Annotated in this window: 20 protein-coding genes; 9 read left to right on the top strand and 11 right to left on the bottom strand. The window is 72.7% G+C overall.

Annotated elements, in window-relative coordinates; genetic code table 11:
* Positions 1 to 56: 56 nt before the first annotated feature.
* From ACZ5ID_RS01305 to ACZ5ID_RS01285, 5 genes are all read right to left on the bottom strand, one after another.
* Positions 57 to 371 (bottom strand): gas vesicle protein GvpO, encoded by a 315-nt coding sequence (locus ACZ5ID_RS01305; RefSeq protein ID WP_468892316.1) that lies wholly within the window; start codon positions 369 to 371, stop codon positions 57 to 59.
* 58 nt (positions 372 to 429) lie between these two features.
* The gene (locus ACZ5ID_RS01300; RefSeq protein WP_468892314.1) at positions 430 to 2,289 is read right to left on the bottom strand and encodes a transketolase; all 1,860 of its coding nucleotides are present in this window, start codon (positions 2,287 to 2,289) and stop codon (positions 430 to 432) included.
* A gap of 2 nt (positions 2,290 to 2,291) precedes the next feature.
* A complete protein-coding gene (locus ACZ5ID_RS01295; RefSeq protein WP_468892312.1) occupies positions 2,292 to 3,623 on the bottom strand; it encodes an NAD(P)/FAD-dependent oxidoreductase in 1,332 nt (443 codons plus the stop codon).
* A 259-nt stretch (positions 3,624 to 3,882) separates the two neighbouring features.
* Entirely contained in the window at positions 3,883 to 4,671 is a 789-nt protein-coding gene (locus ACZ5ID_RS01290; RefSeq protein ID WP_468892310.1) for a maleylpyruvate isomerase family mycothiol-dependent enzyme, read from the bottom strand.
* Between the two features lie 84 nt (positions 4,672 to 4,755).
* Complete coding sequence (locus ACZ5ID_RS01285) at positions 4,756 to 5,400, bottom strand: hypothetical protein (RefSeq protein ID WP_468892308.1); 645 nt, start codon at positions 5,398 to 5,400, stop codon at positions 4,756 to 4,758.
* 144 nt (positions 5,401 to 5,544) lie between these two features.
* Here ACZ5ID_RS01285 and ACZ5ID_RS01280 point away from each other — a divergent pair, with 144 nt between their 5' ends.
* The 3 genes from ACZ5ID_RS01280 to ACZ5ID_RS01270 are packed head-to-tail and all read left to right on the top strand — an operon-like array spanning position 5,545 to position 7,826.
* The gene (locus ACZ5ID_RS01280) at positions 5,545 to 6,018 is read left to right on the top strand and encodes an SLATT domain-containing protein (protein WP_468892306.1); all 474 of its coding nucleotides are present in this window, start codon (positions 5,545 to 5,547) and stop codon (positions 6,016 to 6,018) included.
* Between the two features lie 59 nt (positions 6,019 to 6,077).
* Positions 6,078 to 7,334 (top strand): SLC13 family permease, encoded by a 1,257-nt coding sequence (locus tag ACZ5ID_RS01275; RefSeq protein WP_468893133.1) that lies wholly within the window; start codon positions 6,078 to 6,080, stop codon positions 7,332 to 7,334.
* A 6-nt stretch (positions 7,335 to 7,340) separates the two neighbouring features.
* Positions 7,341 to 7,826, top strand: a complete 486-nt coding sequence (locus ACZ5ID_RS01270; RefSeq protein ID WP_468892304.1) for a universal stress protein — start codon at positions 7,341 to 7,343, stop codon at positions 7,824 to 7,826.
* Between the two features lie 18 nt (positions 7,827 to 7,844).
* On the opposite strand, the gene ACZ5ID_RS01265 is transcribed toward ACZ5ID_RS01270, so the two are convergent.
* Together ACZ5ID_RS01265 and ACZ5ID_RS01260 are read right to left on the bottom strand one after the other, a co-directional pair.
* Positions 7,845 to 10,151 (bottom strand): family 20 glycosylhydrolase, encoded by a 2,307-nt coding sequence (locus tag ACZ5ID_RS01265; RefSeq protein ID WP_468892302.1) that lies wholly within the window; start codon positions 10,149 to 10,151, stop codon positions 7,845 to 7,847.
* A gap of 162 nt (positions 10,152 to 10,313) precedes the next feature.
* Positions 10,314 to 10,901 (bottom strand): nucleosidase, encoded by a 588-nt coding sequence (locus ACZ5ID_RS01260; RefSeq protein WP_468892301.1) that lies wholly within the window; start codon positions 10,899 to 10,901, stop codon positions 10,314 to 10,316.
* A 224-nt stretch (positions 10,902 to 11,125) separates the two neighbouring features.
* Between ACZ5ID_RS01260 and ACZ5ID_RS01255 the strand changes: the two genes are divergently transcribed.
* The gene (locus ACZ5ID_RS01255; RefSeq protein WP_468892300.1) at positions 11,126 to 11,596 is read left to right on the top strand and encodes a Dps family protein; all 471 of its coding nucleotides are present in this window, start codon (positions 11,126 to 11,128) and stop codon (positions 11,594 to 11,596) included.
* 23 nt (positions 11,597 to 11,619) lie between these two features.
* Here ACZ5ID_RS01255 and ACZ5ID_RS01250 read toward each other — a convergent pair whose 3' ends face one another.
* Positions 11,620 to 11,871 carry a DUF6479 family protein gene (locus ACZ5ID_RS01250; RefSeq protein WP_406553297.1) on the bottom strand — a complete coding sequence of 84 codons (252 nt, stop codon included), beginning with the start codon at positions 11,869 to 11,871 and terminating at the stop codon, positions 11,620 to 11,622.
* 44 nt (positions 11,872 to 11,915) lie between these two features.
* Positions 11,916 to 12,869 (bottom strand): TIGR03557 family F420-dependent LLM class oxidoreductase, encoded by a 954-nt coding sequence (locus ACZ5ID_RS01245; protein WP_468892299.1) that lies wholly within the window; start codon positions 12,867 to 12,869, stop codon positions 11,916 to 11,918.
* A gap of 171 nt (positions 12,870 to 13,040) precedes the next feature.
* On the opposite strand from ACZ5ID_RS01245, the gene ACZ5ID_RS01240 reads away from it, so the two are divergent.
* The 3 genes from ACZ5ID_RS01240 to ACZ5ID_RS01230 all read left to right on the top strand — a co-directional run bounded on the left by ACZ5ID_RS01240 (position 13,041) and on the right by ACZ5ID_RS01230 (position 18,550).
* On the top strand, positions 13,041 to 16,037 hold the full coding sequence (locus ACZ5ID_RS01240) for an FAD-binding and (Fe-S)-binding domain-containing protein (protein WP_468892298.1): 2,997 nt from the start codon (positions 13,041 to 13,043) through the stop codon (positions 16,035 to 16,037).
* Positions 16,038 to 16,069: 32 nt separating this feature from the next.
* Positions 16,070 to 17,893 (top strand): thiamine pyrophosphate-requiring protein, encoded by a 1,824-nt coding sequence (locus ACZ5ID_RS01235; RefSeq protein WP_468892297.1) that lies wholly within the window; start codon positions 16,070 to 16,072, stop codon positions 17,891 to 17,893.
* Between the two features lie 270 nt (positions 17,894 to 18,163).
* A complete protein-coding gene (locus ACZ5ID_RS01230) occupies positions 18,164 to 18,550 on the top strand; it encodes a hypothetical protein (protein ID WP_468892296.1) in 387 nt (128 codons plus the stop codon).
* Between the two features lie 71 nt (positions 18,551 to 18,621).
* Here the strand turns inward: ACZ5ID_RS01230 and ACZ5ID_RS01225 are convergent, their stop codons facing one another.
* Both ACZ5ID_RS01225 and ACZ5ID_RS01220 read right to left on the bottom strand, forming a co-directional pair.
* A complete protein-coding gene (locus ACZ5ID_RS01225; protein ID WP_468892294.1) occupies positions 18,622 to 19,296 on the bottom strand; it encodes an HAD family hydrolase in 675 nt (224 codons plus the stop codon).
* Positions 19,297 to 19,351: 55 nt separating this feature from the next.
* Complete coding sequence (locus ACZ5ID_RS01220) at positions 19,352 to 20,365, bottom strand: SDR family oxidoreductase (RefSeq protein WP_468892292.1); 1,014 nt, start codon at positions 20,363 to 20,365, stop codon at positions 19,352 to 19,354.
* A gap of 256 nt (positions 20,366 to 20,621) precedes the next feature.
* Between ACZ5ID_RS01220 and ACZ5ID_RS01215 the strand changes: the two genes are divergently transcribed.
* Together ACZ5ID_RS01215 and ACZ5ID_RS01210 are read left to right on the top strand one after the other, a co-directional pair.
* Entirely contained in the window at positions 20,622 to 20,783 is a 162-nt protein-coding gene (locus ACZ5ID_RS01215; protein ID WP_406552196.1) for a hydrophobic protein, read from the top strand.
* A gap of 184 nt (positions 20,784 to 20,967) precedes the next feature.
* Positions 20,968 to 21,324: a PRC-barrel domain-containing protein gene (locus tag ACZ5ID_RS01210; RefSeq protein ID WP_406552197.1), complete on the top strand. Its 357-nt coding sequence runs from the start codon at positions 20,968 to 20,970 to the stop codon at positions 21,322 to 21,324.
* Positions 21,325 to 21,546 lie beyond the last annotated feature (222 nt).

The following is a 21,546-nucleotide window of genomic DNA, read 5'->3' as shown; positions in this document are numbered from 1 at the left end:
GTGGTATGCGGTCGGATGAAGCCGTGTGGTTCCGGGGGAGGGTGTTCCGCCCGGGATCACGTGTTGCGGTCGGCCCGTCCCCGCTCGTACCGGCGCAGTCGCCGGTAGCCGGTCAACTCGCCGTGCGGGTCCAGCTCCACCTCGTACGAGGCGAGCAGGCTCATGGTGTCCGGGACCCGGGCGAGTTCCAGGACCTCGACGCGCAGCAGCCAGCCGTCCTCGGAGCGTTCGAAGGAGGAGACCGACTCCGCCTCCATGCCGGTGAGTTCGGCGAGCTGGGCCCGCGCGCCGCGCAGCACGTCCATCGCGCCGGGCAGGTCCTCCTGGGCCTTGCGCTTGTTTTCGGACTGGTTCTCTGATGTGTTCGCCATGGCTCCTCGCGTGTGATGCTTTCCGGGTTGCCCCGCAGCGGCGGAGCAAACCCGCCGATCAGCTCGTGACGACGCGCTCGTACAGCACGCGGACCGTCGCGGTGACGGACGCCGCGTCGATGCCGGCCTCGGCCAACTGCTCCTCGGGGGTGGCGGAACCCGGCATGTTCTCGACGGCGAGCCGGACGAGCCGGGGCATGGGGCGGCCGTCGGCGAAGCACTCCGCGACCGCGTCGCCGATGCCGCCCTGGGAACGGTGGTCCTCGACGGTGACCAGACACCCCGTCAGGGCGGCGGCCTCCTGGAGCACCTGCTCGTCGACCGGCTTGACCGAGTACAGGTCGATCACCCGGACCGGGATGCCGCCCGCCTCCAGCGCGTCCGCCGCCTCCAGCGCCTCATGGACGGTGGCGCCCGCCGCGACCAGGGTCACCTTGTCGTGCGGGGAGGCCCGCAGCACCTTGGCGCCGCCGATGGGGAACTCCTCGTCGGGCCCGTAGATGACCGGGCTTTCGCCCCGGGTGGTGCGCAGATAGCGGATGCCCTCGCCGTCCGCGGTCGCCGCGACGAGCTTCGCCGTCTGGTTGGCGTCGCACGGGTAGAGCACCGTACTGCCGTGCAGCGAGCGGAACATCGCCAGGTCCTCCAGGCCCATCTGCGAGGGCCCGTCCTGTCCGATGGCGACTCCGGCGTGCGAGCCCGCCACGGTCAGCGAGGCCCGGCTGATCGCGGCCATCCGCAGGAAGTCGTGGCCGCGGGTCAGGAACGCGGCGAAGGTGCAGGCGTAGGGGCGCCAGCCCCGCCTCGCCATGCCCACGGCCGCCGCCAGCATCTGCTGCTCAGCGATGTAGCACTCGAAGTACCGCTCGGGGTGCTCCTTGGCGAAGAGCTCGGCCTTCGTCGAGTCGCCCACCTCGCCGTCGAGCACCACCACGTCGCCACGGGCCGTGCCGAGCGCGGTGAGCGCCTGTCCGTACGCCGTGCGGGTGGCGACCTTGTCGCCCACCTCGTAGCGGGGCAGCTCCGGACTCCCGGACGACGGCCGGGGCGCCCGGGCGGAGGGCGGGGCCTGGACGTCCACGTGGACGAAGCGGGGGCCGCCGAGCTCCTCGACGGCCGCCACGGCGTCCGGCAGCGGCTTGCCGTGCAGACCCTCGCGGTCCTCGACGGAGGCGACGCCCTTGCCCTTCACGGTGCCCGCGAGGATCACGGTGGGCTTGCGCGGTGTCCCGGCGGCCTCCCGGTACGCCGCGTCGACCGCCCCCACGTCATGGCCGTCCACCTCGATGGTGTGCCAGTCGAAGGCGCGGAACCTGCGCGCGTAGGCGGCCAGGTCGCGCTGATGACGGGTCGGGCCGCGCTGGCCGAGCCGGTTGACGTCGACGACCAGCGTCAGATTGTCCAGGTGCTGGTCCCCGGCGTGCTCGGCCGCCTCCCACACCGAGCCCTCCGCCAGCTCGCTGTCGCCGCACAGCACCCAGACGCGGTACGGGAGACGGTCCAGGTGCTTGCCCGCCAGCGCCATCCCGACGCCGACCGGCAGGCCCTGGCCGAGCGAGCCGGTGGCCACGTCCACCCACGGCAGCCGGGGCGTGGGGTGTCCTTCCAGCCGGCTGCCGAGCTTGCGGAAGGTGAGCAGCTCCTCGTCGTCCACGACCCCGGCCGCGCGGTACATCGCGTACAGCAGCGGCGAGGCGTGCCCCTTGGAGAGGATCAGCCGGTCGTTGGCGGGGTGTTCGGGCTTGTCGAAGTCGTAGCGCAGATGCCCGGCCAGCAGTACGGCGGCCAGATCGGCGGCGGACATCGACGAGGTGGGGTGGCCGGAGCCGGCGGCGTCGGCGGCGCGGACCGCGTCGACCCGCAACTGCTGTCCGAGCTCGGCGAGTCGGGCGAGGTCGGCCGCAGGGGTGCCCTTCATGGTCAGTCCTTTCGGGTCGTGGGTGCGGGGCCGCCCGGGACGCGGGCCAGCTCGGGCGTCTCCGTGTCCAGCGGGACCGACCAGGACCGCACCAGGCCCAGCTGGACGCCCTGGCGGGGGAGTACGGCGTCCAGCAGCCAGTCGGCCGCCACGCGCACCCGGTTGCCGGGCATGGCGGCGAGGTGGTAGCCGCGGGTGACGGCCCCGGCGAGCGGTCCCGAGAGCGGCAGGCCGAGCGGGTTGGCCGCGGCCTGCACCCCGCCGAGGTCCACGACGAACCCCAAGTCGTTGTGCTTGTACGGCTGTTGCTCGCCGTGGCCGAGTGAGGCGGCGACGTTGAGCGCGGCCCTCTTGCCCTGCCGGGCGGCGTGCTGCGCGGTCATCGGGGTGAACTCGCCCGGCTTGGTCAGGTCCGGCACGGCCGCCGCGTCGCCGCAGGCGAACACCTCGGGCCTGCCCGGCACGCTCAACTGCGGTTCCACGAGCAGCCGTCCGCGCTCCACGGACAGACCGAGCTCGGAGACCAGCGGATCGGGGCGCACCCCGACGCACCAGATCAGGGTGCGGGTCGGGATGAACTCCCCGTCGTCCAGCAGCACCCCGTCCTCGGTCGCCTCCTTCACGGAGGTTCCGGTGCGGACGTCGACGCCCCGGCGGCGCAGCACCCGCCCGGCCGTGGTGGACATCCTGCGGTCGAGTTCGGGCAGCAGCCGGTCGGCGATGTCGAGCAGCACCCAGCGCGCCGGCCGGCGCCGGTCGAGGGCGTCGGTGAACAGCTTCCCCTGCGCGGCCACTTCGGTGCCGGTGTAGCCGCCGCCGACCACCACGAAGGTGCGCCGCGCGCCCTGCTCCTGAAGGGTGTCGGTGCCCTGCGCGGCCAGCTCCATCTGCCGGGTGATGTGGTCGCGCAGATACAGCGCCTCGGGCATCCCGCGGAAGCCGTGCGCGTGCTCGCTGACCCCGGGCACCGGGAGCAGCTTGTTGACGCTGCCGACGGCGAGCACCAGCCGGTCGTACTCCAGCTCGCCCGGGTTCCCCTCCGGCCCGGTGTAGTGGACCTTCGAGGCGTCCAGATCGACGCGTTCGGCCTCCCCGAGGACGAGCCGCACGCCGGGCAGCGTCCCGCTGAGCGAGACGGTGATACGGCGCGGCTCCAGGATTCCGGCGGAGACCTGGGGGAGCAGGGGGAGGTAGAGGAAGTAGTCCGTGGGGTTGAGCAGGGTGATGCGGGCACGGCCGCGCATGCGGCGGGAGAGGGTGCGAGCGGCCTGGTACCCGGCGAACCCGGCTCCGACGATGAGGATGTGGGGACGGTCCGGAGTAGGGGTGGTCACGTTCGGCTCCCGTGGGCTGGGTGCGGGCGGACAGGGTTCCCGCGTGCCCTGGGTCGGCGAGGGCAAACACCGGGCGGTGGGCGCCACATCACCCCTGCGCCACTCCGCCCGGAGTTTTTCGCCGCCCCGGCCCACTCCTTCTCCGGCCGCGGTCCCCGGCGCCCGCACCCACGGTCATGACCCGCCCCGCCCGGCCCGCGCCGCCGCTGGTGGACGGCGGCGCCCGACGCGTTGCGGAACGCCGGGCGGTGGCGCGACGTCAGAAGGCCGAGTTGGTGAACCAGCGCTGGAGCAGTTCCTCGTCCCCGCCGGTCCGTACCTCTCCCGCCGAGCGGTCGACGCGGCCGTAGACGAGCAGCAGCAGGTCGGCCGCGCGGGCCCGGACCGTGGCGTCGGCGGGCGTACCGTCCGGCCCCCGACCGTCCTGGCTCTGCACGACGCCGAAGCCGTCGGGGCGCAACCGGACCAGCCAGTCGTCGTCCGTGTCCGTACTGGTGAACCGGATGTGCTGGACGGCCCCCGCGGAGCGCAGCTCGGCGACCCGGGGCGCGAAGAACGTGGCGAAGGGAAGGTTGACCAGGAACTCGTCGACGCCGTCCCGCGCGAGCGCCGGGTCGATCTCGGAGGCCAGCCCCAGCGCCCGTTCCGCGTCGACGCGGTGCACCAGCGTCTCGAACAGCATCCGGCGCGCCCAGAACCGGACATGGCCGTCGGCGCCCCACACCCACATCGGCGCGTCCGGGTCGGTGCTCGCGAACGCCTGGTCCGCCTCCGCCGCGCCCGCCGCCAGCCAGTCGGCGTAGCCGTCCTCCCGCTCCGGCAGCCGCAGGTCCACGTCGCGGCTCGTGGGCCGCTCCTGGACACGGGCGCGTACCAGCGCGGTGAACATGCGATGCACGCCACCGGTGTGCCGGACGAGGTCGGCCAGGGTCCAGCCGGGGCAGGCGGGCACGGCGAGCGTCAGGTCGGCGCCCTTGACCAGGCCCGCGAACCGGGCGCTCTCCGCGGCGACGGCCGCGCGGTGGTCGAGCGGTTCGGCAGTGTTCATGGTGTCGCGCCTCCTGGCAGACCGGTTCTCTTCCCGGGCAGCCTGTCACAGCGGCCCCGGCCGGCCGAGGGCGGGCGTACGGGGCTACCGGACGGCGGCGTCGGCCAGCACCGCGTCCACCTCACGGCTCTCGGCGGACTCGGACGCCTCGGTGACCCCGAGGAGGAAGGCCGACCGGTCGTCGCCGCGCGCGACGATCGTCAGCCGCAGCCGTCCCGCCCTACCGCTCTCGTCCCTGGTGCGCAGCACCACCGTGTAGGCGGGACGGCCGCTCACCTTCGTGGCCCGGGACTCCTCCATGCTGGAGGTGCCGTCCGGGTAGAAGAACTCCGCGTTGGAGCGGGCCGCGGTCTCCGTGCGCGCCCGGAGAGCGGACTCGTCGAGGGGGGCGCCCCGCCCGGCGAGCACGGCGCCTCCCGCGTGGCCCTCCCCGTCCTTGGTGGTGATCGAGGAGGTGAAGGCCTGGATCAGGTCCTTGCCGTCGTTGCTCTTCCAGCCTTCGGGTACGGCGTACGACAGTCCGGCCGCGCTGTCCGTGACGCGCGGGCGTCCCGCCAGCGGCGAGTCGTTCCCGTCCCGGGTCAGCCACCACGCCGCCCCGGCGACCGTCGCCAGGACCAGCGTGGACGCGGCGCCGATGATCCCGGCACGCCGGGCGCGGGACGGCCCGGGGCGGGCCGGGGGCGTCGGGGGGAGGGGCGGCGGGCTGACGAAGGACGGTGTGCTCATGGCCCCACCCTCCCTCCCCGGGCGGGGCGCGGACCTGAGCGGTCGTACTCAGTTCCGTACTCAGATACGGCCGACCCGCGCGGCCGGCCACCCCGTCGAGGAGATCGCACCCGCGCAGCCGTGCGGCCGGGGGACCATGGGAACGTGCCGATACGCAGACGAACTCCACCGCAGCCCGCCCCCGTCGACGACCCCCTCCTGGAGCAGGCCCTCGCCGATCTCGACTGGTACGCCCGCACACGCGACCGGGCCCGCCGCTGGCACTGGCTGACCGAGCTGAGCGCGCTCCTCACCGGCGCCGCCACGGTCGTCGCGGCGGGCATCCAGGCACCCGCCGCGACCACCGCCACCCTGGCCGGACTCACCGTCTTCATCGGCGGGTTCCGCCAGGTGTTCAACCACACCGAGCGCCATGTGCTGGCCGCCGAGGCCTGGTCCAGGCTGCGGCTGGCGGTCCGGCGCTACCGGCTGGTCCCCGAGGCCGAGCGGGACGAGGAGTGCCGCCGAAGACTCCAGGAGGAGATCGAGGACGTGGCGACCACCGAGCTGCGGAACTGGGCGGCGGCCCGCCGCGGGCTCCAGCCGGGGCCGCTGCCGGGTGGCGGGCTGACGCCGTGACGGCGCCGCGTCTGTTTCCATAGAGGCCGGTCACCGGAGTTGTCTGCGAGGAGTTGGCCCTGAACACCTGGGGTGCGGAGGTTGTGTCGGCGGGACTGCTGGTAGCGGTCCTGGTGTGTGCGGTGGTACGCCCGTGGGGCTGGCCCGAAGCGGTGGTGGCGGTCCCGGCCGCGGGAGTGGTCATCGCCTGCGGGGCGATCTCGTGGGGGCACGCGCAGGACGAGGCCGCCCGGCTCGGCCCCGTCGTCGGCTTCCTGGCGGCGGTGCTGGTCCTCGCCCAGCTCTGCGACGACGAGGGCCTGTTCCAGGCCTGCGGAGCCTGGATGGCCCGCACAGCCGCCGGGAAACCACGCCGCCTCCTCGCGCAGGTGTTCGTCGTCGCCTCGCTCATCACGGCGGTGCTCAGCCTCGACGCCACCGTGGTGCTGCTCACCCCGGTGGTCTTCGCCACCGCGGCGCGGCTCGGGGTGCGGCCCAAGCCGCATGTCTACGCCTGCACCCATCTGTCGAACACGGCGTCGCTGCTGCTGCCCGTCTCCAACCTCACCAACCTGCTCGCGTTCACCGCCAGCGGGCTGAGCTTCACCCGGTTCGCCGCGCTGATGACCCTGCCGTGGCTGGCGGCCATCGGGGTCGAGTACGTGGTGCTGCGGCGGTTCTTCGCCACCGACCTGGACGCCGGGGCGCCGGTCAGCTCCGAGGGCGAGCCGCCCGCACCGCCCCTGTTCGCGCTGCTGACCGTGGTCGGCACACTGGCCGGTTTCGTCCTCACCTCGGCGGTCGGGATCGACCCGGCCTGGGCGGCGGCGGCCGGCGCGCTCGTCCTGGCGATCCGTGCACTGGTGCGCCGCCGCACCACGCCCGCCGCGCTCGCCCGAGCCGCGGCGCTGCCGTTCCTCGCCTTCGTCCTCGCCCTGGGCGTCGTGGTCCGCGCCGTCGTCGACAACGGCCTCGCCTCGGGCCTCGCCCATCTGGTCCCGGGCGGCACCGGGCTGCTCGCGCTGCTGGGCGTCGCCGCGCTGGCCGCCGTCCTGGCCAACGTCATCAACAACCTGCCCGCCGTCCTGGTCCTGCTGCCGCTGACCGCGCCGACCGGCCCCGGCGCGGTGCTCGCCGTGCTCCTCGGGGTGAACATCGGGCCCAACCTGACCTACGCCGGTTCGCTGGCGACCCTGCTGTGGCGGCGCATCGTGCGGGAGCACGACAGCGACGTCGACCTGCGGGAGTTCACCGTTCTCGGCCTTCTCGTCGTGCCCCTCGCCCTGGCGCTCGCCGTACTGGCACTGTGGGGATCGCTGCACGCGTTCGGAGGCTGATGCATCATGACCGTCGTCGTCTGGATCACCGAGGGCTCCTGGCCCGCGTGCGTCGACGCCGCCCGCGCCCACACGGGCGACGACGCAGACATCGTGCTGCTCCACGTCACCGGCCACGACGTCCCCGGCGTGGCCCACGGCGCCTTCGCCGGGCTCCTCGGCCGCGGCCACCGCGAGCGCGACCCCGGCACCCGTCTGGAGCACCTCGCGGACGTCTCCGCCCACGACCTCCTGGACGCCGCCGCCCACCGGCTCGGCCTCCCGTGCCGGCGCGAGGAGCGCACGGGACGCGTGGAACGGGAGGTCGTCGCCGCCGCCGAGGGCGCCGACTTGCTCGTCTTCGCCCGTGACGGCGACCGCTCCCGTCTGGGGCCGAGGAGCCTGGGCCCCGCCTCCCGCTTCGTCCTCGACCACGCGCCCTGTCCCGTCCTGTTGGTCTGGCCCGAACCGGCTCCGGGGGTCACGACGCTCCCCCCGGAGCCGCCGGTGTGACGGGCCGGGCGGCACGGCTCAGCCGACCTGCCACTGCTGGTACGCCGAGCCGTCGGCCGCCCGCTGGGTGACCGGGGCGCCGTCGGCCGAGGACGCGGTGGTCAGCAGGAGCGCGCTGTTCTCGTTGGCCACCGCGTAGCGGCCCGAGCCGAGTGCGGTGAACCGCCAGCGCTGGCTGCCGCGGCCGGCACAGGCGGTCTGGACGACGGCCGCGCCCGCCGTGGTGGCGCCCCCGGCCACGTCCGCGCAGAGCCCGGAGGCCCCGTTCACCATCGTGTAACCGCCGCCCCCGTCGGGGGTCAGCCGCCACTGCTGGTTGGCGCCGCCGTGCGGGGCCCAGGTGATCAGCTGGATGCCGGACGTGGTGGAGCTCGCCGGGTCGTCGAGCGCCTGGCCGGCCGCGGTGAGGGTGTGCGTGCCGCTCAGCTGCCCGCCGTAGACCTCGAACTCGTACAGCGAGTACCCGTACGAGGTGCCCCGCTGGGTTGCGTACAGGCGGATGTACCGCCCGGCGCCGGAGAGGCCGGTGAGGTCCTGGACGCCGCCGCTGCCGCCGGTCGTGGAGTACAGCGTGCGCCAGGCCGCGGCGTCGTCGGAGACCTGGATCCGGAAAGCCCTGCCGTACGCGGCCTCCCAGCGCAGCACCACCCGGCTGACGCTCTGGGTGGAGCCCAGGTCCACCTGGAGCCACTGCGGGTCGCTGTAGGCGCTGGACCAGCGGGTGGCGGGATCGCCGTCGGTGGCCGAGGCGGGCGGGAAGTTCGCCGTCTCGGTGCTGGAGGCGGTGGTGGGGCGGTTGCGGGCGAGGTTGCCGGGCTGGGAGAGGCCCGGCCAGGCGGGGTTGTGGCCGACGGCGGCGACGATCGGGGTGAACGCGGCGTAGGAGGCCACCGGTTCGGGAGAGCCCCAGGTCTGCTGGGCGAGCGCGCGCAGCGGATACATGATGCCGCCCGCGATCTGGTCCTCCGTCTCGGCGCCGGGGTTGTCGCACCACACATGGATCAGCGAGCCGGGGTTGCGGGCCGGATCACTCAGGGTGGCGCCGCCCTGGAAGAGATCCGGGGTCCACGTCTCGTACATCCACCTGGTGTCGGGCTTGGCGCCGCCGAGGACGTAGTAGGTGGGTGTCCAGGACTCGTTGGCCACGGTGTGCCCGGCCGCCGCCAACTGCTGGGGGGTGAGGCCGTAGTTGTACCAGTACTCGACGACGATCTCCGCGTTCGGGGTGACGGTGCCGTCGCCGGACTTGATGCCGTCGTTCCACATCCGGGTGGTCTTCCCGCCCGCGCGGACCAGCGCGTCGGCCCAGTTGACGTATCCGTAGTAGGTGTCCTTGGCGGTGGCGCCCGCCCCGTAGTGGGCGCGGGCGTAGCTGAGCAGCTGGGGGTAGTTGCTGTAGTCGGTGACGTACTCGTCCGCGCCGATGTGCCAGTAGCGGCCGGGGAAGAGCGGCAGGTACTCGTTCACCAGGTCCTTGATCAGGGTGTACGAGCCGGGCAGCGAGAGGTCGATGAACTCGGCGCTGGCCGTGCCGGAGCTGTTCTTGAGCCTGAGCTCGGGATGGGCGGCCAGGATCGCGTTCATGTGCCCGGGGGTGTCGATCTCCGGGACGATGGTGACGTGGTACCTCTGCGCCAGCGCCACCAGGTCCGCGATGTCCTGCTTGGTGTAGTGGTCGGCGGAGACGATCTCCGGATGGGTGGAGCTCTCCAGCCGGAAGCCGAAGGTGTCCGAGAGGTGGAAGTGGAAGTAGTTGAGCTTGAGGTAGGCCAGCTCTTTGATGTGCTGCCCGACCCAGGCGACGGTGAAGAACTTCCGGCCCTGGTCGATCATGAGCCCGCGCTCGGGCTTGGTGGGCCAGTCCACCGCCGTTCCGGCGGGCACCGAGGGGGACTGGTGCAGCAGTTGGAGGAGCGTGCGGGTGCCGTAGAAGGCGCCGGTGTCGGTCCCGGCCCGGATGGTCACGGTCTCGCCGACGGTCATGCGGTAACCCTCGGCGGGCAGTGTGGTGTCGCCGAGCGTGAGGGCGATGTCGCCGGTGGCGGGGGCGCCGGTGAAGACGGCGACCGACCGCCCGGACTGGGCGGCCAGGTCGTCCGCCAACGTGGCCGCCTCATCGCCGAGTTGGGCGGTGTGGGCGGGGTCGACCGCGATCCGGCTGGAGGCGGTGAAGGTGTACGAGCCGGAGCCGGCCGTCCACTGCCGCAGCGCCGGAACGGTCTGCGGGGGAGCGGCGGCGGCCCGTGCCGGAGCGGCGGTGACACCCGGCAGGGTGAGTGCGGCCAGCGCGCAGACCGCGGCGATCAGGAATCTGAGCAGTCGCATGGCGTATCCCCGGTCGGGTGAGGGGCAGGGAGCGGTGCGAGGCAGGTGGCGCGGCGCACAGTGCAGCGCAGCGACGCGCACATGTCAATAGATGCTCGAAACCCCGCCGTAGTGAGCGCGATCGCGCAGGCGGGGTTTGTGGGGGAGTGGCCGGGACCGTGCTCAGACGGCGTACTCCGGGATGTTCACCCGCGCCCAGGCGGCGAGAACGACAGCGCACTCGGCCACCGACTCGCGCCACGTCCTGGCCGCGCCCTCGCCGGCCTCGTCGCTGACGTGCTTGACCATCTGCAGGGGCAGCCCGGCGTGCTGGGCGACCGAGGCCAGGGCGTACCCCTCCATGTCGACGAGGTGGGCGCGCAGCGCCAGCCGGGCGCGCGTCTCCTCGTCCGCGATGAAGGTGTCACCGGTCGCCAGCGTCGGACCGCCCTCGTCGGACACCTCCAGCGGCGGGCCGTAGATCTCACCCGTCAGCGCCGCCAGTACGTCACTGTCCAGGTCGTGCTGGAGCACTGAGCCTATGACGTGCGTGCCCGTCCACGCCGGGCGCAGCGCCCCCGCGGTGCCCAGATTGACGATGCGCGAGGGGTGCGGGCCGCGGGCCAGGACGGTCGCCAGCGCGCTCGCCGCGTTGACCTTGCCGATACCGGTGAGGAGGACGGGCAGATCCGTGTCGAGGAACTGCGCCTCTTCCTTGACGGCCAGCACGAGCAGCGGGCGGTCGGTGGCGATGTGTCCTGAGAGCTCCATGGGGACCAGGGTATTTCCGTACGCTCCGTGCCCCGGCGCCGGGGGCGGGTGTGCGCGGGTGGGTGTGCGCGGACGGGCCGGGACGTGTGCCGCCCGGAGTGTGCCGACGGCCCGTGCCCGGTTTGATCCTCGCGTTTCAAGGAAGGCGCAGCGATGGGACGGCACAACAGGCCTCCCGCACGCCTCCCGCACACCGGGACAGTATTCGAGGAATGGAGAACGCCATGGCTGCCGTGAAGAGCACGCTGCCGGATGCCGACCTGAAGGTCGTCGGGAACGCACTGCAGGGCGCCCTGGTGGATCTGGTGGATCTGTCGCTGGCGGCCAAGCAGGTGCACTGGAACGTGGTGGGCCCGCGCTTCCGCTCGGTCCACCTCCAGCTCGACGAGGTCGTCACCACGGCGCGCACGCACTCCGACATCGTGGCCGAGCGCGCCTCCGCACTCGGCATCGCCCCAGACGGGCGGGTCGCCACCGTCTCGGAGACCTCCGCGATCGGCACCGTCCCGGAGGGCTGGATCAAGGACAACGAGGCCGTGCAGGTGCTGGTGGAGGCCCTCGGCCGGGTGGTCGAGCGCATGCGCGAGCGGATCGCCGCGACCGAGAAGCCGGACCCGGTCACCCAGGACCTGCTCATCTCGCTGACCGGCGAGCTGGAGAAGCACGCCTGGATGTTCCAGGCGGAGAACGCCTGACATCCGGCGCCCCCACCGGGCCGCTAGATGTGGTGGTCGTGCTCCGGGGCGTCCGGTCCCTGCGGATGCCCCGGGGGCGCCTCGGCGTCCGGCGTCTGCCAGGAGTCCGCGCGCGGCTGGGGCTCCTGCGAAGGCGCCGGACGTCGCGCCGCCCGGCGGCTGCCGTACCAGAACGCCGCGATCAGAACGGCCACGACGAGGACACCCACGATCACGAACAGCCAGGACGACGAGGTGTCGGCGGCGAGGGTCTGGGCGAGCGTGACGGTGTTCATGAGTGGCTCCTCAACGTGCTGGGCGGTCCCGGGCGGGCGGCGTTTCAGGCCAGCTGCGGCAGGACCTTGGTGCGGTAGAAGTCGAAGAAGCCGCGCTGCTCCTTGCCGATCTGGTTGACGTACACGGTGTCGAACCCGGCGTCGGCGTACTCGCGCAGCGCGGCGATGTGCTGATCCACGTCGTTTCCGCAGGTCACATTGGCGGCGACCCGCTCGGGCGTCACCAGTTCGGACGCCTGCTCGAAATGGCGCGGCGTCGGCAGCACCTGGGGCAGCTCGCCCGGCAGCTGCTCGTTGGCCCACAGCCGGTGGGCCTCGCGGACCGCGTCCTCGCGGTCGGGTCCCCAGCACACCTTCAGTCCGGCGGCCACGGGCTTGCCGCCGCCTCCGCTGCGCCGGAAGCGTCCGATCAGCGCCGCGTCCGGGGCCATCGCGACCAGACCGTCCCCGGCGCGGCCCGCCAGCTCCCCGGCCCGTGGGCCGAAGGCGGACACGTCGATGGGTACGGGCTCGTCCGGGACGGTGTACAGCCGGGCGTTCTCCACGGTGTAGTGCCTGCCCCGATGGCTGACCTGGTCACCCGTGAACAGCAGACGCATCACCTGGATGGCCTCCTCCAGCATCTCCAGGCGCACCGGGGCCTCGGGCCAGGCGTCACCGAGGATGTGCTCGTTGAGGGCCTCGCCCGTGCCCACCCCGAGGCGGAAGCGGCCACCGAGCTGTACGGCGCTGGTGGCGGCGGCCTGCGCCACGACGGCCGGGTGCATACGCACGGTCGGGCACGTCACCGCGGTCCCGACCGGCAGGGACACGGCCTGCGACAGCGCCCCCACCACCGACCAGACGAACGGCGACTGGCCCTGGCTGTCGTTCCAGGGGTGGTAGTGGTCCGATATCCACAGTGAGGTGAATCCCGCCTGCTCGGCCATCCGGGCCTGCTCGACCAGCTCGGCGGGCGTGTGCTCCTCGCTCGACAGGAAGTAGCCGTACTCGGTCATCGCCGCTCCTTCGGACGGGCTCGTGCACGCCGGGTGACCGGTGGGCGCGAAAGAAAACCTGGCCCGGGCGCCCGTGTGAGGTGTTCTCGCGGGGGTACCGGGCCAACGCGCCCGGTCGGGCCACGGTGACCGGGCCGGTACCGAAGAGGTGTCGATCGGAGAGGGTGTGCCATGGGCGCGACCGGCGGGAAGGCTCCGCACGACAGTGAGCTGCGGGAGCGCCCCTCGCTGGAGCAGGCGCTGCGCGACCGGGTGGACGGGGAGGTGCGCTTCGACGCGGGCAGCCGCGCGGCCTACGCCACCGACGGCTCGAACTACCGCCAGGTCCCGATCGGCGTCGTGGTGCCCCGCACCGTCGATGCCGGCGTCGAGGCGATCGCGGTGTGCCGGGAGTACGACGCCCCGGTGCTCTCGCGCGGCGCCGGCACCAGTCTGGGCGGCCAGTGCACCAACACCGCCGTCGTCCTCGACTGGACCAAGTACTGCCACCGGCTCATCTCCGTGGACCCCCAGCGGCGTACCTGCGTGGTCGAACCCGGGATCGTCCTGGACGAACTCAACCGCCAACTGGCGCCCCACAAGCTGAAGTTCGGCCCCAAGCCCTCCACGCACAACCACTGCTCGCTCGGCGGCATGATCGGCAACAACTCGTGCGGCGCGTCGGCCCAGGCGTACGGGAAGACCGTCGACAACGTACGGCGCCTGGAGGTCGTCACCTACGACGGCACCCGGATGTGGGTGGGACCCACCAAGGACGCCGAGTTCGAGGAGATCGTGGCCGCGGGCGGACGCCGGGCCGAGCTGTACACGGGTCTGCGCGAGATCATCGGGCGGTACCTCGGCGACGTGCGGCGCGGCTATCCGCGCATCCCGCGCCGGGTGTCCGGCTACAACCTGGACTCGCTGCTCCCGGAGAACGGCTTCGATGTCGCCCGCGCCCTGGTCGGCAGTGAGAACACGCTGGTCACCGTGGTGCGGGCGGAGCTGGAGCTGGTGCCGGTGCCGGCCCGCGAGTCGATGCTGGTGCTCGGCTACGAGGACATCTGCGCGGCGGCGGACGACGTCCCCCGGCTGCTGGCCCACAGCGAGCCCACCCAGCTGGAGGCGATGGACGACCGCATGGCGCAGCTCATGCGCGAGGAGCACGCCCACGTCGAATCGCTCGAAAGCTTCCCGGCGGGCCGCAGCTGGCTGCTCGTACAGTTCGCCGGAGACACCCAGGACGAGGTGGACACCAAGGCGTACGACCTGCTGCGGGCGCTGGGGCGGGACGCCGGGGACGAGTCGGTCACCTTCTCCGACGACCCGGCACGGGAACAGGAGATGCTCAAGGCGCGCGAAGCAGGGCTGGGGGTCACCGCCCGCCCGCCGGACGAGCGCGAGACGTGGGAGGGCTGGGAGGACTCGGCCGTGCCGCCGGACCGGCTCGGCGACTATCTGCGCGACCTGAAGGAGCTGTTCCAGAAGTTCGACTACGACCATCCGTCGGTGTACGGGCACTTCGGCCAGGGCTGCGTCCACACCCGTATCCCCTTCGGCCTCAAGACCGCCGAGGGGGTCGCGCGGTTCCGCGCGTTCCTCTTCGAGGCCGCCGAGCTGGTGAGCTCCTACGGCGGGTCGCTCTCGGGGGAACACGGCGACGGCCAGGCCCGCGCCGAACTCCTCCCCGTGATGTTCGGGGACGCCCTGGTCACCGCGATGTCCGAGGTCAAGGCGCTCTTCGACCCCGGCAACCGGATGAACCCCGGCAAGGTCGTCTCACCCGGGTCCGCGAAGCCCCACCGCGTCGACGAGAACCTGCGGCTCGGCCCGCGCTGGCGCCCCGCCGCCACCCGCGCCCGCTTCGGCTACCGGGAGGACGGCGGCTCCTTCACCCGGGCCGTGCTGCGCTGCGTCGGCATCGGCAACTGCCGCACCCACTCCGGCGGCGTGATGTGCCCCTCCTACCGGGCGACCGGCGAGGAGGAGCACTCCACGCGCGGCCGGTCCCGGCTGCTCTTCGAGATGCTCGGCGGACACACCGACTCCCCGGTGACCGACGGCTGGCGCTCCACCGCCGTACGCGACGCCCTCGACCTCTGTCTGGCCTGCAAGGGCTGCAAGTCCGACTGCCCCACCGGCGTCGACATGGCCACCTACAAGGCCGAGTTCCTCTCCCATCACTACACCGGCCGGCTGCGCCCCGCCGCGCACTACGCGCTGGGCTGGCTGCCGCTGTGGGCCCGGCTCTCCCGGGTCGGCCCCCGCGCGGTCAACGCGGCGCTCCGGGCGCCCGTGCTCGCCCGGGCCGGCAAACGGCTGGCCGGGGTGGCGCCCGAGCGCGAGGCACCAGTCTTCGCGGAGCAGTCGTTCCTCCAGTGGTGGCAGGCCCGCTCCACCGCCGAGCCCGTTCCGGGCGACCCCACGGCGGTGGTGCTGTGGCCGGACACCTTCAGTACGTACTTCCACCCGGCCGTCGCCCGGTCGGCGGTGAAGGTCCTGGAGGACGCCGGCTTCCGTGTCGCCGTGCCGAGCCGCCCGGTGTGCTGCGGTCTCACCTGGATCTCCACCGGCCAGCTCGGCGTGGCCAAGAAGGTGCTGCGCCGCAGCGTCCGCGTCCTGCGGCCCTGGATCGAGGCGGGCACCCCGGTCATCGGCCTGGAGCCCTCGTGCACCGCGGTGTTCCGCGCCGACGCCCCCGACCTGCTCCCGGACGACGAGGACGTACGACGGCTCGCGGGCCGGTTCCGTACCTTCTCCGAGCAGTTGGTCAACCACGCGCCCGACGAGTGGCGCCCGCCCACCGTGAGCCGGGCCGCCACCGTGCAGACCCACTGCCACCAGCACGCGGTGCTCAAGGACGACGCGGACCGCGAGCTGATGCGCCGGGCCGGCCTCGACGCCGATGTGCTGGACGCCGGCTGCTGCGGGCTGGCCGGGAACTTCGGCTTCGAGCGCGGCCACTACGACCTGTCCATGAAGATCGGCGAGCAGGGCGTACTGCCCGCCGTGCGCGACACCGCGCCCGGCGCGCTGGTGCTCGCCGACGGCTTCAGCTGCCGCACCCAGATCGAGCAGGGCCGCACCGACCGCCGCGCGCTTCACCTCGCCGAGGCGCTCGCCCTCGGCCTGGACGGCCCGCTCCCCGCCGACCACCCCGAACGGGCCGCCGACCGCCCGTCGGCCTGAGCTCCCGCCTCTCCCTCCCGAAAGGTCACCCCATGTCGATGAAAGTCTCCGACTACGTGCTGGAACGGCTGCGGCAGTGGGAGGTCGAGCACGTCTTCGCCTACGCGGGCGACGGCATCAACGGCCTGCTCGCCGCATGGGGCCGGGCCGACGACAGGCCCCGGTTCATCCAGGCGCGGCACGAGGAGATGGCCGCCTTCGAGGCGGTGGGCTATGCCAAGTTCTCCGGGAAGGTGGGGGTGTGCGCGGCCACCTCCGGCCCCGGCGCGATCCACCTGCTCAACGGGCTCTACGACGCCAAGCTCGACCATGTGCCGATCGTGGCGATCGTCGGGCAGACCAACCGCAGCGCCATGGGCGGCTCCTACCAGCAGGAGGTCGACCTGCTGAGCCTGTACAAGGACGTGGCGTCCGAGTACTGCGAGATGGTCACCGTCCCCGAGCAGCTGCCCAACGTCATCGACCGGGCGATGCGCACCGCCGCGGCCCGGCGGACCGTGACCGCCGTGATCATCCCGGCGGATGTGCAGGAGCTGGACTACGAACCGCCCGGCCACGCCTTCAAGATGGTGCCCTCCAGCCTCGGCGCGGCCCACTACGCCCCGGTACCCGTGGACGACGAGATCGCCAGGGCCGCCGAGGTGCTGAACGCGGGGGAGAAGGTGGCGGTACTGATCGGGCAGGGCGCGCGGGGCGCCCGCGCCGAGATCGAGCAGCTCGCGGACCTGCTGGGCGCGGGCGTCGCCAAGGCGCTCCTGGGCAAGGACGCGCTCCCGGACGACCTGCCGTATGTCACGGGCGCCATCGGACTGCTGGGCACCCGGCCCTCGTACGAGCTCATGCAGGACTGCGACACCCTGCTCGTGGTGGGCTCCAGCTTCCCGTACACCCAGTTCCTGCCGGAGTTCGGCCAGGCGCGGGCGGTGCAGATCGACATCGACCCGTTCATGGTCGGACTGCGCTATCCGTTCGAGGTCAACCTCGTCGGTGACGCCCGCGAGACGCTGACCCGGCTGCTGCCCCGGCTCAAGCGCAAGAAGCACGACAAGTGGCGCAAGAAGATCGAGAAGGACACCGCCCGCTGGTGGGAGGTGATGGAGCGGCGCGCGGCGGTCGACGCCGACCCGATCAACCCCGAGTACGTGGTGCACGCCCTCGACGCACTGCTGCCCGACGACGTCATCCTCGCCGCCGACTCCGGCTCCGCCGCCAACTGGTACGCCCGGCACCTGCGGATGCGCGGCACCATGCGCGGTTCGCTCTCCGGCACGCTGGCCACGATGGGGCCCGGTGTCCCGTATGTGATCGGCGCCAAGTTCGCCCACCCGGGCCGTCCGGCCCTCGCGATCGTCGGCGACGGGGCCATGCAGATGAACGGCCTCGCGGAGCTGATCACCGTGTCGAAGTACTGGCAGGAGTGGGAGGATCCGCGCCTGGTCGTCGCCGTGCTCAACAACCAGGACCTCAACCAGGTCACCTGGGAGATGCGGGCCATGTCGGGCGCCCCGCAGTTCCTGCCGTCGCAGCAGCTGCCCGATGTGCCGTACGCGGACTTCGCGCGCTCGATCGGGCTCGACGGCGTACGGGTGGAGAAGCCCGAGGAGGTCGAGGGCGCCTGGCGGCGGGCGCTGACGGCGGACCGGCCGTGCGTCGTGGAGTTCCGTACCGACCCGGCCGTGCCGCCGATCCCGCCGCACGCCTCGCTGGACCAGATCGAGGCCGCCGCGGCGTCGATCGTCAAGGGTGACAGCGACCGGGTCGGCATGATCCGGCAGGGGCTGAAGGCGAAGGTGCAGGAGATGCTGCCGGGCGGCAAGCACCGGGAGGACCGGCCGGGTGCGGGCCAGGGCTCCTGACCCGTCCTGCCGGCCGCCATGGGAACGGCCGCCATGGGAACGGCCGCCGTTGAACAGGCGGCGGCCGGGGAAGGCGGGCAGAGTGGCAGCGGCGGGTTCCGGCGCCCGGGCGCGGGCAACCTGCCGGGTGACGGACACCGTGATCGACACATGAGCGGCCCGCGGTGACCGGAAAGCGCCCACGCCGACCGACACGGTCCGTCCGTGACCGAAGCAGACCCGACGTGAACCAAGCAGACCCGAAGTGAACGAAGCAGGAGGAGTTCTCCCATGAAGCCCACCGCCGCATCCCAGGCGCCGCCGGAACAGCGCGTAGAGGTGGTGCTCAGCGCATGTTCGGCCGCCGACGCCGAGACGGTGCTGGGCGCGCTGCGCCGGCACTTCTCGACCGACACCGCCGGCGGCACGATCCACGGCCCCACGTCCCCCGATCCGGCGCGGCCCACCGTGTGGACCGCCACCTTCGACACCTCCCAGGTGGCGGAGGACGTCAGCCCGGCCGAACTGGGCGACGCGGTGACCGTCGACGTCCAGGGCGGCCCCGTCGCGGTCGCCCGCCTCCGCGATGTCCTGCACCGGACCTTCGAGGTGGAGGACGCCGGAGCGGCCTCGGGCGACCAGGAAGTGGATCTCCAGCTGACGCTCCGGGGGCGGTAGGCCCTCCAAGACCGAACGGCGGAAGCGGCGAAGCCCCGGGCTTCGCCGCTTCCGCCGTTCGGTGACACGCTTCAGCCGCGTCGTTCCAGCTCCGCCACCGGGCTGTCGTCGAGCGAGGCCAGCAGCTCCGCCGGGTCGCCGTAGACGGCCTGCGCGCCCGCCTCCTCCAGATCGCCGCGCGGGATGCCGCCCGCCAGCACCGCCACGGGGCGCACCCCGGCCTTGACCGCCGCCTTCATGTCCCAGACCGTGTCGCCGACGAACACGGAGGAGGCGGCGTCCGCGCCGACCAGCTCCAGCGCATGGTGGACCGGGTCGGGGGCCGGCTTCCCCGATTCGACGTCGTCCGCGCTGGCCACTCCGGCGATCACGTCGTCCGCGTCGATGGCCCTGCGCAGCGCGCCGAGTTCGGCGCCGCCCGCCGAGGTGGCGAGGACCACCCGCCAGCCCCTCCGGTCCAGGTTCCGCAGGAGGTCGGCGGCGCCCGCGATGGGGGCCAGCCGCTCGAAGTAGGTGGCGTACAGGGCGGTGTGCGCGGAACTGAGCTCGGAGTCCTGGTCCTTGTCGCGGTCCTCGCCCAGCAGATGGGCGATCAGGTCCTCCGAGGGCAGTCCGATCGCCCGGTGCACGGCATGGGTCGCCACCTGGTGCCCCGCCTGGCGGAACGCCTCCCACCAGCACACCACATGCAGGTGATTGGTGTCGACGAGCGTCCCGTCCACATCGAAGATCGCCGCGCGTGTCATTCCGGCTGCCTTTCGCCTCGCTCTGCCTTGATAACGACCGTACGGGGTGGGGGCGTCAGCCGCCCCCGCGGCGCGCCCCCGCCCACCACCGCACCACGGCCGCCCCCGCCAGCGCGCCCGCCCCGGCCGCGAGCGCGGGGTGACGGGCCAGGGCCGCCTGGGGCGAACGGGAGGTCGCCCTCTCGTCGAAGGCGCCGTGGGCGCCGTGGTCGTCGCCGGGGCGGTCGTCGAGGGGCTGCCACAGATTGCCCGGCCCGGTCAGGGGCGGGAGCGAGTCGGTCTGCTGCGAGGAGTAGCCCGTACGGGCCAGATAGCGGTCGAGCACCGCGGGGGCGAACCGGTTGGCCCAGAGCGTGGCGACCGTGGAGGCGCCGACGTAGTACTGCTTGCGGCCGGGGTGGTCCGCCGCGTACGCGATGGTCTCGGCGATCACCTCGGGCTGGTAGATCGGCGGCACCGGCTGGGGGTGCTTCGGCAGCCGGGAGCGCACCCAGGAGAACTGCGGGGTGTTGACCGCGGGCAGCTGCACCACGGTGACGCGCACCTGGCTGCCCCGGTGCAGGAGCTCGGTGCGCACCGACGAGGTGAAGCCGTTGACGGCGTGTTTCGCGCCGCAGTAGGCCGACTGGAGCGGGATGGAGCGCTCGCCGAGCGCTGAGCCGACCTGGACGACGGCACCCCGGTCGCGCGGGACCATCCGGGCCAGAGCGGCACGTGTGCCGTTGACGAACCCCAGGTACGACACGTCCGTCACGCGCTGGAACTCCTCCGGCGCGATCTCGGTGAAGGGCGCGAAGACGGAGGTGAAGGCGACGTTGACCCACACGTCGATCGGGCCGAACTCGGCCTCTGCCAGCTCGGCCGCCTTCTCCACCTCCTCGTGGTGGGCGACATCGGTGGGCAGCACCAGCGCGCGGCCCCCGGCCTCCTCGACCTCGGCGGCGGCGGCTTCGAGCCCCGCCCGGCCGCGTGCGAGGAGTACGACGTCGGCGCCGCGCCGCGCGAACCGGCGGGCGGTCGCACGGCCGACTCCGGCGCTGGCACCGGTGATCACAACGGTCTGCGGCATGATCTCGTCCTGTCCTGTTCCCTTGTGCTCGCCGGGGCTCGCCCTGTCCGGGGCTTTCCCCATCGGCTCCGGTACGCCCGGTTCCGCCGGGCGGGCGCGGCCGATGAGGCCCCGCGGAGGGGTACCCCGCACAGGCTTTCTCATTCTCTTCGACAAGGACCGTTTGAACCGTCGAAAAGCGGCCACCGATAAATCGTCTCCCTGAATGTGTGTGCCCCGCCAATGAGGGCACACGAAGAGCTGGAGGTTGATTTCCATGGTCCCGTTGCTTCTCGTTCTCCTGCTGGCGCTGATCCTTTTCGGTGCCGGCTTCGCAATCAAGATCCTGTGGTGGGTCGCGATCGCCGTACTGGTGCTGTGGCTCATCGGCTTCGTCGCCCGGCCCAAGGGCGGATCCGGCCGCTGGTATCGCTGGTAGCCGCGCCTTCCTGGCGGAAGGTTCCGGCAGGCCGAAACGCCATGTGTCGGCCGGCGGAACTCGGGCACCCGGCCCGTCGGAAGAGGGCGTCACCGAACGGAGTACGCGGTGACATGACGTACCCGCCGACGCTCTTCCCACGTACGAACGACTTCCGGCGCACGAACGAAAGGAATCACGTTTCATGACGGAGAACATCTGGGGCTACCCGGACACCAGCGGCCACCTCGCGGGCGCGGACCTGCGGGGATGGAGCGTCGAGGCGACCGACGGCAGCATCGGCAAGGTCGACAAGCACTCCGACGAGGTCGGCTCCGCGTACATCGTGGTCGACACCGGCGTGTGGATCTTCGGCAAGCACGTGCTCCTGCCCGCCGGTACCGTGACGCAGCTGGACGCGGAGGAGAAGAAGGTCTACGTGAACCGCACGAAGGCCGAGATCAAGGACGCCCCCGAGTTCGACAGGGAGAAGCACCTCGGCGACGCCGGCTATCACGACCAGGTCGGCGGCTACTACAGCGGTCGTCCGCCGGTGGTCTGACACCGGCGCCAGGACCGTCGAGCAACAGCCGAGTCCTGCCTCAGCGGGGGGGGGGGGGGGGGGGGGGGGGGGGGGGGGGGGGGGGGGGGGGGGGGGGGGGGGTACGTCCTAGCCGGCCGTCCGCGCAAAACCACAACCGCCCCCTACCCCCCCCCCCTCTCTCCCCCCCCCCCCCCCCCCCCCCCCCCCCCCCCCCGCTGCGTGTGCCGCAATTCCCAACTC

The sequence above is a fragment of the Streptomyces sp. NPDC031670 genome (genome assembly GCF_055580545.1).
This window is presented reverse-complemented; position numbering and strand designations above follow the sequence as displayed.

Bases quoted from the DNA above. Each gene is read 5' to 3' on its own strand.
- ACZ5ID_RS01305 (WP_468892316.1), bottom strand. From the start codon at position 371: ATGGCGAACACATCAGAGAACCAGTCCGAAAACAAGCGCAAGGCCCAG.
- ACZ5ID_RS01300 (WP_468892314.1), bottom strand. From the start codon at position 2,289: ATGAAGGGCACCCCTGCGGCCGACCTCGCCCGACTCGCCGAGCTCGGA.
- ACZ5ID_RS01290 (WP_468892310.1), bottom strand. From the start codon at position 4,671: ATGAACACTGCCGAACCGCTCGACCACCGCGCGGCCGTCGCCGCGGAG.
- ACZ5ID_RS01285 (WP_468892308.1), bottom strand. From the start codon at position 5,400: ATGAGCACACCGTCCTTCGTCAGCCCGCCGCCCCTCCCCCCGACGCCC.
- ACZ5ID_RS01270 (WP_468892304.1), top strand. From the start codon at position 7,341: ATGACCGTCGTCGTCTGGATCACCGAGGGCTCCTGGCCCGCGTGCGTC.
- ACZ5ID_RS01265 (WP_468892302.1), bottom strand. From the start codon at position 10,151: ATGCGACTGCTCAGATTCCTGATCGCCGCGGTCTGCGCGCTGGCCGCA.
- ACZ5ID_RS01260 (WP_468892301.1), bottom strand. From the start codon at position 10,901: ATGGAGCTCTCAGGACACATCGCCACCGACCGCCCGCTGCTCGTGCTG.
- ACZ5ID_RS01255 (WP_468892300.1), top strand. From the start codon at position 11,126: ATGGCTGCCGTGAAGAGCACGCTGCCGGATGCCGACCTGAAGGTCGTC.
- ACZ5ID_RS01250 (WP_406553297.1), bottom strand. From the start codon at position 11,871: ATGAACACCGTCACGCTCGCCCAGACCCTCGCCGCCGACACCTCGTCG.
- ACZ5ID_RS01245 (WP_468892299.1), bottom strand. From the start codon at position 12,869: ATGACCGAGTACGGCTACTTCCTGTCGAGCGAGGAGCACACGCCCGCC.
- ACZ5ID_RS01240 (WP_468892298.1), top strand. From the start codon at position 13,041: ATGGGCGCGACCGGCGGGAAGGCTCCGCACGACAGTGAGCTGCGGGAG.
- ACZ5ID_RS01235 (WP_468892297.1), top strand. From the start codon at position 16,070: ATGTCGATGAAAGTCTCCGACTACGTGCTGGAACGGCTGCGGCAGTGG.
- ACZ5ID_RS01230 (WP_468892296.1), top strand. From the start codon at position 18,164: ATGAAGCCCACCGCCGCATCCCAGGCGCCGCCGGAACAGCGCGTAGAG.
- ACZ5ID_RS01225 (WP_468892294.1), bottom strand. From the start codon at position 19,296: ATGACACGCGCGGCGATCTTCGATGTGGACGGGACGCTCGTCGACACC.
- ACZ5ID_RS01220 (WP_468892292.1), bottom strand. From the start codon at position 20,365: ATGCCGCAGACCGTTGTGATCACCGGTGCCAGCGCCGGAGTCGGCCGT.
- ACZ5ID_RS01215 (WP_406552196.1), top strand. From the start codon at position 20,622: ATGGTCCCGTTGCTTCTCGTTCTCCTGCTGGCGCTGATCCTTTTCGGT.
- ACZ5ID_RS01210 (WP_406552197.1), top strand. From the start codon at position 20,968: ATGACGGAGAACATCTGGGGCTACCCGGACACCAGCGGCCACCTCGCG.